At 36.4% G+C, this 14,393-nt stretch carries 11 protein-coding genes; all 11 read right to left on the bottom strand.

Going from position 1 to position 14,393, the window contains the following annotated elements:
• Positions 1-46: 46 nt before the first annotated feature.
• Positions 47-871 carry a transglutaminase-like domain-containing protein gene (locus MR053_RS06900; protein ID WP_242131709.1) on the bottom strand — a complete coding sequence of 275 codons (825 nt, stop codon included), beginning with the start codon at positions 869-871 and terminating at the stop codon, positions 47-49.
• A gap of 121 nt (positions 872-992) precedes the next feature.
• On the bottom strand, positions 993-2,360 hold the full coding sequence (locus MR053_RS06895) for an O-antigen ligase family protein (RefSeq protein WP_242131708.1): 1,368 nt from the start codon (positions 2,358-2,360) through the stop codon (positions 993-995).
• Positions 2,344-3,495 carry a glycosyltransferase gene (locus MR053_RS06890; protein ID WP_242131707.1) on the bottom strand — a complete coding sequence of 384 codons (1,152 nt, stop codon included), beginning with the start codon at positions 3,493-3,495 and terminating at the stop codon, positions 2,344-2,346. The genes MR053_RS06895 and MR053_RS06890 overlap by 17 nt, the downstream gene beginning before the upstream one ends.
• 1,061 nt (positions 3,496-4,556) lie before the next feature.
• Positions 4,557-5,672: a glycosyltransferase family 4 protein gene (locus MR053_RS06885; RefSeq protein WP_242131706.1), complete on the bottom strand. Its 1,116-nt coding sequence runs from the start codon at positions 5,670-5,672 to the stop codon at positions 4,557-4,559.
• Positions 5,672-7,003 carry a glycosyltransferase family 2 protein gene (locus tag MR053_RS06880; protein WP_242131705.1) on the bottom strand — a complete coding sequence of 444 codons (1,332 nt, stop codon included), beginning with the start codon at positions 7,001-7,003 and terminating at the stop codon, positions 5,672-5,674. Before MR053_RS06880 ends, MR053_RS06885 begins: the two co-directional genes overlap by 1 nt.
• A gap of 2 nt (positions 7,004-7,005) precedes the next feature.
• Positions 7,006-7,740, bottom strand: coding sequence for a class I SAM-dependent methyltransferase (locus tag MR053_RS06875; RefSeq protein WP_223549265.1), 735 nt, complete (start codon positions 7,738-7,740; stop codon positions 7,006-7,008).
• A 6-nt stretch (positions 7,741-7,746) separates the two neighbouring features.
• On the bottom strand, positions 7,747-8,913 hold the full coding sequence (locus MR053_RS06870) for a glycosyltransferase family 4 protein (RefSeq protein WP_223549267.1): 1,167 nt from the start codon (positions 8,911-8,913) through the stop codon (positions 7,747-7,749).
• A 3-nt stretch (positions 8,914-8,916) separates the two neighbouring features.
• Complete coding sequence (locus MR053_RS06865; RefSeq protein WP_223549269.1) at positions 8,917-10,353, bottom strand: MBOAT family O-acyltransferase; 1,437 nt, start codon at positions 10,351-10,353, stop codon at positions 8,917-8,919.
• A gap of 3 nt (positions 10,354-10,356) precedes the next feature.
• A complete protein-coding gene (locus MR053_RS06860) occupies positions 10,357-11,460 on the bottom strand; it encodes a glycosyltransferase (protein ID WP_223549271.1) in 1,104 nt (367 codons plus the stop codon).
• Positions 11,453-12,841: an asparagine synthase-related protein gene (locus MR053_RS06855; RefSeq protein ID WP_242131704.1), complete on the bottom strand. Its 1,389-nt coding sequence runs from the start codon at positions 12,839-12,841 to the stop codon at positions 11,453-11,455. The genes MR053_RS06860 and MR053_RS06855 overlap by 8 nt, the downstream gene beginning before the upstream one ends.
• Positions 12,842-13,067: 226 nt before the next feature.
• Complete coding sequence (locus tag MR053_RS06850) at positions 13,068-14,255, bottom strand: glycosyltransferase family 4 protein (protein WP_242131703.1); 1,188 nt, start codon at positions 14,253-14,255, stop codon at positions 13,068-13,070.
• Positions 14,256-14,393: the final 138 nt, after the last annotated feature.

The raw sequence follows: 14,393 nt of genomic DNA, 5'->3' as shown, positions 1-14,393 counted from the left end.
AGATTCTTGGCTTAGATTCACTTTGCTCTTAATGTAAAAGTAACAATCACCTGTCGTAAACCAATTCATTTTTGTAATCGTCTAGGGGGAAAAGGTAATAATAACTCTTTTGGATAAGGTACAGCCAAAAATGGATCACAAAAACGGGACATAAAGCCATAAACCTATCTAAATAGACATCGTAAGTTTTACTATGGTAATTACAAATTAAAAAAGGGGCCCGATCCCGTTGCAAATAATAAAAATTTATAAGGTCCACATCAGGTGGATTGGTCTCTAAAAACGATTTGAATGCAATGGGCTTCTTCCGTTTATTACATTCAAACAATTCCATTACAGATAAGGGCACTAGGCTCCCTTCCAAATAAAACATTAGGGTTTTAGACACATCTATCAACACCCATTTTTGTAAGGATTCCGAATAAAACTCATTAAAGGCATGCCCTCCAAATTCTGAATTAAAAGGAAATGAGGTAATGCCCCATTCACGTACTTTTATATCATTAACTACACAAAAATTATTGAATATTTGCGCCATGTCGCTACAGACACCCCCTTCACCAGCCAACATTTTTTCTAATGCTTTTTCAGACGATAGGCTAAGCCCCCGCCCTCCTTTAATATTAACACGCAGCCAACGCGCCAATGCCAGGGCTTTATCAAAGTCATTAAATTCGCGTTTTTCCTTTAAAGCCAATGCACTGACCACAGCAAAACTTTTAGGAATCGCATGCTTTGCATTAATGGTATTATAAAAATAATTACCCAATTCTTCTTTGCTAACATTTTTGGATAAAAGTTTGAATCTTACATAATACAAGAAAGGATGCCTTTTAAAAATCCATTTTATTTTTTTTCCAATACGAAGCATATAAACAACTGGTAATCCTGCTAAAGTTAGAAAAACATTTTGACTTTTAAATAATCTTATCGTTTAACCCTAATTATTTGCACATAAAATACTATAAATAAAATGGCAAATGAGATCAAGATTATTTGTTAAGACTGCGCGTAAATACCCGTTCGGGCACGACGTTTAAAAGCGCCAATGCATACAATAAGGCTGGAGCTGCAATACGCATCCCAGAATGGTTAATGGTGGCAAACCAAAAGCAGAGAAAGGCATAAAAAAAGTAATTGCGTTTGTTCGCTGTCCTATACCCTAAGGGCTTTATAATTAATATCATGATAATAATTATTCCTAAAAACCCGTGTTCCGATAATAAACGTCCTATTTCATTATGTGAGGGCAATGGGTTGTTATCCCGTTCTACTCGTATATCCTTAACCCGACTCGCTCCAATACCCAAAAACGGATGGCTTAAAAAGCCCTCTATTTCTTCTTGAAACAATACAATACGGCCGGTTGTAATGTCTTCTTTTTTAATCCCCTGTGCATTTTCATTGGCATAGCGTTTATCTATCAACCCCCTGGTTTGACTAGAACTAATCGTCCAGGCCACCATTACTGTAATACACAATAAAACAAAAGATATCACAATTTGGGTTTTCATTTTATGGGACGATCTATAAAACAGCGTCCACAAAAAAGCCCCTATTACAATAATTGCTGCAAATACACCTCCTCGGCTAAAGGTAACAATAGCACGAAAGGTCATAGCTCCCAAAAGGGCTACATTAAGCACCTTTAAAAACAGCGTTGGCGATTTCATAAACAATCTAACTACCATAGCAAACATGCCCAAGCCTAATGCGGTAGATACTTGGTTGGGACCAAACCCACCAGACATAGCGACATTCGAGGCTGTTCCCGATAGAGTATCCCTAATACTTGGGTTATATAAAAACAAATAGGTGGTCATTGTAATACAGGGTAAGGCCAAATACAAAATAATGTTTAGCAATTGCCTGTTAGTTACCTTTCTTTCGTAACAGAATAAAGCGGCAATCCCCAAACATACCGGACCACTTAACACAAAGGCAATATTGGTCCTAAAATTCGCAAAAAAACTTAAGGTTGTAGACGCAACTAAAATGGAGGGAACCAAGAGAATTAAATAAATAAAATAAGGATAGCCTTTGCCATTTACACCTCTAAAGAACATGCCCATCAACATAAATAAAATAACCAAATATTTTGAGGCCTCGTAGGCCATTCCGCCATCGGTCATCCTAAACAAGACCTCGGCCCCAGAAAAATAGGCACAACCCAAAAACACATAATACGCCTTATAGGCATTTGGTGTCAAGATTATTCTAAAAATAAAATACCCCATAGCCACTAAAAAATAAACTTTCGACAGGGGTTCAAAAGCATATAGTACAATCCCAAGGGCCACATGCAGTAACACGGCCAACACATAATGGTCTTTAATATGTTTTCTAATTCTGGGCGTCAATGGGAATACTGTTTAAAATTTCTGTCATTATTCGGTAGTTATAATGGGAAAACGTAAATCGTGATACAATGGAAGGAACATGGTCCATAAACGATTTGCATTTGGTTTCAGGCAAATATAATAGCTTTTGTAAAAGGGTACTTAAAACAGCAACTGTTACGGGTTGCATCAAATACCCATGAACATTGTGCTTTATATAATGGCCTATAGATGACCATTGTGAAACAATTGGAATACAACCAAAGTTCATCGCTTCTGCGATTACCTTTGGAAAACCTTCCGAAGCCGTAGTAGGCAATAAAAACACATGGCTTTGTTTGTACACCTCAACGACTTTGTTCTTAGGTAATGCCCCATGAAATATAAAATGAATTGAACTGGTCTTTACTAAATCTTTAAAATATCGGGACTCTTTACCTTCCCCAACCAAATGCACGGTTCCAACCCGATCAAGTTCATCCTTAGCCAGTTCCAAAAATGCTTTAATAATGCGTTCCACACCTTTCTCCCGTTCCAGACGACCCACAAAACAAAATGACAGCCGTCCACTAAAATCCTTTTGTTGCCTTATGGTATTTCCCAACTCAATATCCTCATCTGTAAGACAGGGGTTTTCAAAGCTTATGTGATGCTTGGGTTGCCCCTCCCAAAAGCCGTTTATGGTTACCTTTCGTGATTGATTTTTTAATAACCACCGCTGCAGGGCATAACCCATTGGTGGATGTTTCTGGTTCCAATGCCCTGCATATTTATACCAGCCTGGTTTTTTAACAAAACACGTAAGGTAAGGAAGCAAATACACGCCTATACCTGTTGGCGCTCTTAATTGAAACACATCTACTTGTTTTAGTACTTTTGAAAGAATACCAATGGTTTGGGAGCCATACCATAAAATATGTAACTTACCAAATACGTTTTTACCCCCAACAGTAGGCACAGGCACAAAATGAATTTTATCGGATTGATAGGGTAAAGCACTGGCAGGTGCTGGTGTATCGTGTAGCATGGCAACATGGTATATCTCATCAAAAATATCCAGCAAATGATTGATTTCATTTACCGTTGGTCCCCAACCTACAATTGTACCATCAGGTGTTTTATAATGTTCAGTATGGGATATAATAGCCAGTTTCATGTTAATAAGCAAAGTTGCTATTTTTATTTAAATCTAAAAACTATTTTTAGCTATACCATCCAAAACTTCTTAGTTTATATCATACCCCATAGTCTAGCCACAAATGTTCCTCCCGGACCAAGCGTAAAAAAACAGTCTAGTAGACTGTTTTAGCGAAGGAGCCAGATGGCGCATGGCAAAGAGGTGAATAAAGGCCAACGTCTTCAGACGGAGGGTTCAAAAAAAACCCTCTCATTTCAAAAACGTCTCTGCGAATGGACAAAGGGAGCGAAGCCCTCTCTTAGAATAGATTCTTCACTTCGCTGTGCTCGTTCTGAATGACAGAGTTATTCTGAATGAAAGAAACGTTGTCATGCAGAGCGAAACGCTGTGGAGCGAAGCATCCCTCTTAGAATGGGTTCTTCACTTCGCTGTGCTCATTCTGAATGACAGGGTTATTCTGAATGAAAGAAACGTTGTCATGCAGAGTGAAACGCTGTGGAGCTAAGTATCTCTTTTCTAAATGGAACTCCATTTAGAAAGAGGGTTCAGACATGAAACAACCTAACGTGCCTTGTAGCTGGCAGGCGAGCGTCAACAGATTGAAGAAGCCGTGAAAACCTATGCTGTTTGACGACCAACGGGAGGAGCCCATAGGTTTTAGGCTTCAAAATCAGATTTGACCGCCGAAGCTATAAGCACTAGACTTTTTTGGTTCTTTTTTTGGCAATGAAAAAAAGAACATTAATAAAATCAAACGCCCATTTCTCCAGCCCTGCGACTGGATTCATTCCCCTCTAATGATTAATACCGTATATAACTCGAATTTACCGTAATAAAACACCCTTTCTTCCTTGCTGGTCACTGAGGCACTCGAAGTGAAGGGAAATGGATTACGCCATGGGCGTGAGACGGAGGGTTCAAAAAAACCCTCTCATTTCAAAAACGTCTCTGCGAATGGACAAAGGGAGCGAAGCATCCCTCTTAGAATAGATTCTTCACTTCGCTGTGCTCGTTCTGAATGACAATAAATTCGATAGTATTTAGACAGAGGATTAAAATTAAATTTAGCCAAAAAATAGTTAAGGATACGCATTAATAGTATCTATATAAAGCTTAACAACCTTATCCCAACGATGTTGCTCAGCCCATAAAACAGACGCTTCCTTAAACTTTGATTTGTTGTGCATAATATTAGATATAGCACTAATAAATGCTTTGGCAGCCATTCGATTAATGAGAATTCCAGATTTACCTTCTAAAATAGCCATTTCTACCCCACTTCCCCTTGCGCCAATAGCAGGAATTCCCAATGCATTGGCTTCAATTATAGCAATACCAAACCCTTCAACATCTCCTGTTTTTGTTTCACCACTTAGCATCACAAAAATATCAGAAGCTATCAAGAGTTGTTTCAACTCTTGGTGTGCTACTTCACCATGAAACGTAACATAATCTTCAAGCCCCAACGCTTTAACCGTTTTTAAACAAGCATCCATAGAATTAGCAATGCCCACACAATGGTAGTGAAGTTCCGGAAACAGCTTAAGCAATTCAGGCAAGTGCCTTATAACGTTTATCTGCCCTTTGCGTTCAGAAATACGACCAACAGTAATAAGCTTAGGACTTCCCTTTAAATGCAAACTTTTGTCTAGTGGTTCATCTGTCCATTTAGAGGCATCAAACCCGTTAGGAATGACCTTAATACAATCCCGTTTAAATTGCTCCACCAAACCTTTGGTATAGTTTGAAACGGCAACAATATACCGAAAACGTCTCAGGGCCATTGCCGTTAACTTCCTAAAAACAACTGACTTTAAATTAACCTCAGACCCATGTATGATGGCCAAATACTTTTTATTAAAAAACAAGCTAAACACCCCCACACTCCACAAAGAAAACTTTCCCGAAGCAATAACCATATCGTTATGTCTTATATGGCGCCATAAAAAATACAGGCGTTTTAAATACATAAAGGATCGAATAAACGATACTGAAATGCGAATCACTTTAAAGGGCAATGCAGCATCAAACGTAGCTTCCAGTTCACCAGAAACCGATCTGGAATCACTTATTACGGTAATTCCATATCCATGTTTACTTAACTGCATTCCCAAATTATAGGCATGATTGCCTATACCCCCGGGTTGTGGTGGAAATTCAGAACTCACAATAAGGATATGCTTAGGTTTTATCATTACTTTAAAGTATCAATTAATGGGCCTTGTTTTAATTTACAAGTAGATAAACGCCAAGATTTTATAACCTGAAACAATACCAAAGGTAAAAGTACAATCGATATCAAAGCACCCAATACCAATAGAGGTTTATTCTTTTTAAAGCGATAAGGCATTATAGAAAGGGGCACCAGCCTTAAAAGAGCTAGTTTAGCTCTTTGGTTTCCAAAATAACGTCTAAAAAAATAGAGCACACTGGGTATGGGACGGGGCGCATTCCATTTTTGGGTTCTAAAAGCATCCCAACTGCCCATATCGCGCAACCCCCCAGAGCCCACTTTTAAATGCAATCGTTTGGCATAAGGATTCGACACATTTAAAAAGCCATGCAAAAACACACGTAACCCAAACTCGCCATCGCCCATGCGCTGTTTTTCAAACTGACGGTCAAACAAACCAACCTGTTCAAAAACCGCTCTTTTCACCAAAGCATTACCCGTATCCAGCTGGTCACTTATTCTAAAAAAAGAATAATTTTTAGGAACCTTATCGCCAATTTTTGAAATAGAAACCCCAGAAGACACATCGGCTTTAAAAAAGTCCAGGCATTTCAAGTGCATACTAATCCAATTGGGTTCAACACGGCTATCATCATCAAAAAACAGTAAATAATCGCCTTGAGCTGCTTTAACGGCTGTATTACGGGCCAACCACAAGGCCTTTTCCTTTTGACGATAAACCCTCATATCTAATTTAAAAGAGCTATAAAAAGAAGCCTCGTATGGTTCAGATTGATCCACCACAATAACTTCAAAGTGGGTGTAATCTTGATGCTCTAAATCGGTTAAAACATCTTGGAGGTAATTGTATCGGTTTAAGGTGGGAATAATAATACTAATTTTAGGCTTGCTTTCCAGTAGTTTAGATTGAAAACCATTCCAATTAGGATAAGGAATAGGGGTTTCTAAATACCTACTTCGCTTGATATATCGGCTGGAATAGTAGGCTTGTAACTCCCTAAAAGGGTTATTAAAACTTAGTAACCGTAGAGCCAACACATAAGCCACCCATGCTGTATGGAAATATTTTCGAATAAAGCGATATTGATCTTGTATAGGGATAGCTTCAATAGTGTTTATGGTTTGTTCTTGGCCTATATAGCCTTTTTGTATAAGCTGCCAAGAAACATCATAATTTTTAGCTATTTCAGAGCAATAGTCTTTATCTATTAAAGCATAATTTAAATCACCAGGAGGTAACGTTGAGACATCTGGAAACACAAAGCTACCATTTTGTCTAGGCAATCCAAAATAATGTGTCGGCTGTAAGTATGTTAATAATTTAAAAAGCATCTCTATTTTGTAAAACACCAAACCAGATGGTGATTACTTAATCCATATGTATTAATTAAATCTAATTTTAAATCTTTAACCTTTAAAGTTTTAGTTTTAAAACCAATAGCTTCAAATCTTTTGAAGTAGTCTAAACCACAACTTCTACAATGGTCATCATGTCCATGTATTTTCTCATAATCATAATAAGGCAATGTTTCATCTTCAAAGGTCGTTTCATTATCAATAGGATAAATAGGAACACTGACCAAAAACCTACCTCCAGATTTTAATATACTATACACATTTGAAATTGCTTTCAAATCATTTGGGATGTGCTCTAATACATGCCAAGCAATAACCAAATCATAATGATCATTAGGTAATGTCAACTTTGTTAAATCTTCAACAATGTTAATATGCTTAACAGCCCTATTATTTAATCTATCATATTGCGCCTCTTTTGAAATAAGGCTTTTTAAACAGTGGTATTCATTTAAATTTGGAGCTACATGCAATATTTTTTTAGCCTCACTTAACAAACCAAAGTACTTTAAGGCAAAAGGAACAAGGCGTGTACGTGGTAAGGAATTACATTTAGGGCACTTTCCCTTAAAAAAATGTTGCCCTTGCCAACCACATATTTCACAAACTACCACATTTCCTTTATAAAAACAGACTCTTAAACCGTTTATAATTTTACTTAAAAGTTTTTGTAAATAGGGCTTTGGGTTTGAAATGAGTTTTCTATAGTTCATTATTAATTAGGTTGTAAAAAAGTTACAAAATTCCATTTTTTGTTTTTCTAAACCAAACGCTTCAATGACTCTTGTTCTAGCTTGATTTCTAATCTTGTTTTTTGGAGCTTCTGACAAATTTATTATATCCAATAAGGTTTTAGCTAACTTTTTTGGTTTGCCTTTTTCAACCACCCATCCAGTTTTCTCATGCAATACATTTTCAGGCAAACCACCTCCATCTGAAACCACACATAGTAGGCCCATGGCCTGCGATTCTAAAACAGCGTTACAAAAACCTTCAGAGTAACTGTATTGAATATAGATATCGGCTTGTGCCAGTTCCTTTAAAGTCTCTTTATGGGCTAATTTTCCAACAAGTGCTACGTATTGGGATAATCCCAATTGATGAATGGTAAACATTAAGGTTTCATATTTTGGTCCATCTCCTATAATATGATATTTAAAATCCATTCCTTTAGCTTTTAACAAGGCCAAAGCTTCCAAAGTAGCCTGTAATCCTTTAATCCAGTGCAAACGTGCCACGGTTACAAACCGAACGGGATTATTTTTCACAAATGGCTCTTCTTTAAAAAGTGATAAATCTACTGCCGGAGTTATGATTTGATGTGGTATATTCTTAGGTAAACCAAGGGCATATGCCTTTTGTAATAAATACATAGAAATACTATGCACTTTATCCACCCGTTGCCATAGTAAATTATAACATCCTGGATGTTTTAAAGGATAAACATCAAGGTCAAACCCCCTAAAACTAACGGTCATATTAGCTCCTATGGCTTTTGCTACATGTTCACTCTGTATGGCTATGGTAGCAAAACCAAAATGCAACCAGTCGAGTTTAGCGGTTAAAATATGGACATTATTATAGGCGTTTTTTAGGCTTTGTATCAGTAGTCGTCCAGCCCGTTGTTCCAATTGTATAAAACGCCTAAACCGCTTATAATAAACTAGGAATTTAAAGAGGAAACAAACGGATACTAATAATTGTTTAAACAGTTTTTGTTTATAGAATTTTGGAGCTATTCTTACTTGGCATAAAGAAAAATCAGGGTGTTTGTCTTGTACAAATAGAGTTATATCAAAACCATTTGTTTGAAGCCCCTTTATTTTTGATATAAAAAAGGTTTCAGAATATTGTGGTGTTTTTGCAAGTACAATTCCTATTCTCATATATTAAAATTGAAAATAAATAAATTCCTGTTCTTTACCACCATATAAAAAAATACTTATAGCTATAATATAGTATAATGTCCATCTAACTATTCTAGGATATTTTAGCCATAAATGTTCTATTGCAAATAAACTGTGTCTGCCACACCATTCAATAATCAGGAATACAGCTATAAATATAATTAAGTAAGTAGGTCTTACTTGGGGTATAGTAAATAAAGAATCATTGTATAAACCAACCATATAATCAAAGCCTTGCGACAAGGTTTCTGCCCTAAAAAACACCCAAGCTAATGTAGTCAATACAAAAGTCAACAACATCAATATAATATCTTTAATCTTAGGCATTCTCTTGTTTTGAGCAACTATAGAAAGGTGGGCCCTGTTTTTTTTCATTATTAAAAGAGGAACAAAGTAAAATGCATGTAATGCACCCCATGCAATAAAAGTCCAGTTGGCACCATGCCAAAAAGCACTGATCAAAAAAACAATGAATACGTTTCTAACTTGTTGTAGTTTAGAACCTCTTGAACCGCCTAATGGAATGTAAATATAATCACGAAACCAAGTGGACAACGAAATGTGCCACCTACGCCAAAACTCGGCTATATCTCTTGAAAAATAAGGGAAAGCGAAATTTTGTTTTAAGTCAAATCCAAACAATCTAGCGGTACCAATGGCTATATCCGAATAACCTGAAAAATCACCATAGATTTGAAACGCAAAAAACACGGCACCTAGCAACAAAGTGCTTGCTGAATAATTAGTATAATTGTCAAAAATCAAATTAACAAACTGAGCACAGTTATCCGCTATAACTACTTTTTTAAATAAGCCCCATAAAATTTGTCGAAGTCCATTAACAGCCTGATTATAGACAAAATTTCGTTTTTTATAAAATTGGGGTAATAAGTTCTTGGCACGTTCTATGGGTCCAGCGACCAACTGGGGAAAGAAACTAACAAAAGCAGCAAAAGCAATGAGATTTTGAGTGGGCTTTAACTTACCTTTATAAATATCTATGCTATAACTTAAGGTTTGAAAGGTGTAAAAACTAATTCCTACTGGTAAAATTATATTTAAACTGTTCGCTTCGATTTTTGTTCCAAAAAGTGAAAAAGCCTCTACAAAATTTGAAATAAAAAAATTGTAATACTTAAAAAAACCTAGTAAACCAATATTTACAATAATGCTAGTCAATAGTAGAATTTTTCTGGTATTAGCATCGAACTGTTTTGCCATAAAAAACCCTACGAAAAAATCTACAATAGTGCTAAAGATTATAAGTCCTAAAAATCGCCAATCCCACCAGCCGTAAAACAGGTAGCTTGCAATTACAATAAAAGCATTCTGTAATATTAAATGTCGTCTAAAAACAAACCAATAGAGTAAAAAAACAATAGGTAAAAAAAGAGCAAAATCTAAAGAATTAAAGAGCATAATCTATAGCTTTAATAACTTTGTATAAAGTGTTTGATGATTTAAAACACATTGGTTAATGTTAAAATATTGAACTGCAGAAATACGCATAGTTTCTTCCAAAGACTCTCTTTCATTACTGGTCATATCTATAACCTTATTAATAATTTTTATTAAAGAGGTAACATTACCAGCTTCAAATAAACAAAAATCAAATGGTTTTAAAATATCAACAATACCCGAAATTTTAGAACCTATAACTATTTTCTCCATAGCCATGGCTTCCATTGGGGCAATGGGCAAACCCTCTTTTCTGCCTATATCTAAGGTAGGAATCACAAAAATACTGGCCAAAGCCAAATAAGAACGTACATCCTGGTGCCTCCCTAGAAATTGAACATTACTGCCTTTATATTTATGCTTCAAGTCATGACCGTAAGTGTTATGGTAATCTCCAATAATCAATACTTTTATCGATTCGTCATTTAATAAATTTACAGCTTCCAACAGGACCTCAATGCCCTTTACTGGCACTAGATTAGCAACAGATACAATTACAAAATCTGAGTCTTTGATATTTAAAGTTGATTTCAAAGTTTCGGAAGGAGGCTGAGGTTTAAAATAATTGATATCGACTCCCAAGGGCATATAAACAACTTTATAATTAAAGGGCTTTAAAAAGGTATTTACCATATCGGTATTAATGGCAATCACTTGAGTACTCAACTGGGTACGCCATTGCCATGCTTTATTGCCCCAACCCATAGCTTTCTTGGTATATATAAAGGGGATTCCCGCTAATTTTGCAGCTAAAGGCTCGGTAATATCTGAACTCCAATGCCAGGAATGAATGATATCGAATTGATGTTTCCTAAAAAACCGAAAAATCTTTAATATTCGAAACGGTAAACTTAAAAAAGGCCTGTATGGTTGGGCAAATCTAAAAATATGGATTTTAATCCCTAAAGCGGCAACCTCATTAAAAAACTCCCCTTTATCATGAAAGCAACATATTTCAGGCACAAAGATTGTTTTATCCAAACCTTTTACCAAATCATACACGACTTTACCACTGCCGGCAGTATCAAAATTAGGGATGGTAAATAATATCTTAATACGCTTAGCCATGAACCTGGGTTTTATAAAATTGGGATAATACCAAAAGCATATTCATAGGGTGTGCATATTGTAAGGTGTCTTTATTAAAAAATTCATTGTTATAAGTTGTTACCAACTCCTTTGGAATAAAATCATTAAAATCACGATTGTTTATACGTTTTAATAACTCTTCTTGGTTAGAGCGCCCTAAAAATTGAAGTTCCCAATTCCGTTGCACATAAGGTAATCCCTTAATCGATGAAATAACCCGTTGCATTTTTTTAAGGAAACGATAGGGCAAATTATAAGGCACTTTATCAAAATGGTAATTATATAAATGGAAGGGGCGATGGTCCTGCAACGTAATTTTAGCTAATGCCGGCGCATAACGTTTTATGTAAGCTATTTGCAGTTGGCGCCCTGTTAAATAATATTCTGGCAGGGTACATATAAATTCACATAGCCTATTATCGTAATAGGGCAAGCTTATGGGAGCAATACGTTCAAACATTGACAAACTCACGGAAGTCCATCGTGGTGCCCAATACAGACTCTTAAACGCCCGTAATTTGGCATTGGTATCTTCAATATCAATTTTGGACAACAGCCCTGAAATTCTAGATCGAAGATAATCCATAAAGTTACCTTGTAAACCCCAATACTGCCATAAGGCTTGAGCAAATTCGAGTCCTCCTCGTTTAATAAGTTTTTTCGGCAGTACTTCTACAGTTTCTTCAAAAGACAGTTGGGGTAGATTCATGGAATCAAACAGCACATCACCCCAATGTCCTAAGGAAATCACGTCCCCTTTGCCTTGTAGGTTATTTATAACGGCCATTTGCCGCGGACTCGTAAAATCGGAATAACAATTATTAATGTTGGCCAAATCATCTATAACCGACCATAAGTAACCTTTAGGAATCACATAATCTTCAAATTCAAAACAACAAACCTCAGCTATACGTTGGGCTATTTTGTTTTCGGGATAGCCATTCTCAAACGCATAACTATAGCTAAAAACGTCTGCTTTTAATTGTTTCAATGCGGCCGCTTGGGTCCTACTATCCAAGCCTCCCGAAAGCGGCAATATAACCCGTTGGTCTTTGGTCTGCTCCTTAACAATGGTTTCAAATAAGCTTATAAATTCATCAAGGGCTTCAGAAAAGGATACTGGTTTCGGGTTGCTGTGCCACTTAAACCATGGTTTGGAATCTATCAAATAACCATCACCATCCAAGGTATGTTGCGATGCGGGAGATAAAACCGCCTGATCTTTCCAATAAGTATCCCTATCCAAAAAAAAGCCTATGGCTGCAAATATGCAAATGGCCTCTAGGTTTAACTCATGAGGCGCCTTAACCTTTGCAAAGGTTTGGTGCGTTGGGATAATGGGAGTGGTTATATCGGTCATATCAATGCACTAATATAGAAAATAGATAGAACACACATGCCTTTTTATAGGCCCAATAATCTAAAAGCTCCCCTCCTTTCCAAAGAGGGCGACCGAGCGTTAAAAATATATCCAGTGGATATATTTAGCGAAGGGGCGAGATGGCGGATGGGCATAAGGCGTGACGGGGAGTTCGCATTTTGTCATTCAGAAGAAGGCCGAAGGCCGACTGAAGAATCTCTAATTATCACCCCACAACCCTTTTATACATATCCAAAAACTGGGCAATCGAGGCTTCGGCATTAAAGTTTTTCTTAACAAATTGGTGTGCATTCAAAGTCATACGTTGCAACTCGATTTCAGGCATCTGCATTAGCTCTTGCACCGCTTTCGCTATAGATTCTGGATCTCGTACAGGCACTAACCATCCTGTTTTATTAGGAATAACCACCTCAGTCATGCCACCACAATCCGTTGAAATAACTGGAACCCCCAATGCCATGGCTTCTAAGATCACATTGGCAATCCCTTCTTCCAAACTAGGCAGAATTACAGCATCAAAACGCTGTACTTTTTTAAACAATACATCTTGTGGCATCCCCTCCAAAATGGTAATCTCATTTTCAAGCCCTAATTGATGGATTTGAAATACAATGTCTTCAGATATTGCATTTGAAGCTATAATCGTGTAATGCACTTGAACACCTTGTTCCTTTAAAAGTTTTACTGCATCTATAGCATAACTATAACCTTTTTTCCAATGAAAACGCCCTATGGATACCATACGAAAACAATTCGTATTACTTTTTTCAAAAACTCTAAAAGCATCAAAAGTCGTTTTAGCTATCGGAGAATGAATAACCTCTATTTTTTCTTTATCTGCCTGATATTTTTGAGCTTCTATAGCTATCGCTTTTGAAACAGCGTGAAACCTATCAACCTTAGGAAATAACGCTTTGTAAGTATTTGCTAGTTCAACATCTGCTATAGGAGAATAATTTATATGTGCCCCTCTTAAACTTAACAATAGTTTAACACCAAACTTGTCTTTTAAAAACACCCATTGCTTAATATCCTTTGCCCACTGAATATGAAAAATATTTGGCTTATGAAGTATTACAGGTACCAATCTTGATAAAGCATGCCTCCTTTTATGCCATCCCGAATAGGGCTTTAATTCTTTCCAAAGGTGTGCAAACCGCTTAGGATATAATATCATCAACGTTAAAACCCTAAACAGGGTAATCATTACATTTACAATCTTATTTTTTGGAGTTCCATAAATTTTTATGTTGGGTGACTTATACTTTGTAGGCACTGTTTGTTTACCGAATAATAACACTTCATGCTCTAAAGCCACTCCTTTAATTAAATTTTCTATAAAGGTGGTACTTGGTATGGATCCTGAGTAAATGGCTATTTTCAATGATTTCAATTTATTTATCACGTTAAAGATAAATCAATTATCAAATTAATCTAGTTTTTCATGGTGTTTGTGGTTAAGATGGTAATAAAATTTATATTCAGTATTTGCAAACCCTCCGTCTGAATACTTTTAGTATTCAGCCACCTC

The sequence above is a fragment of the Aestuariivivens marinum genome (genome assembly GCF_022662175.1).
GTDB lineage: Bacteria > Bacteroidota > Bacteroidia > Flavobacteriales > Flavobacteriaceae > Aestuariivivens > Aestuariivivens marinum.
Note: the sequence above shows the minus strand (reverse complement) of the source record. Positions and strands in the feature narration are given on the sequence as shown.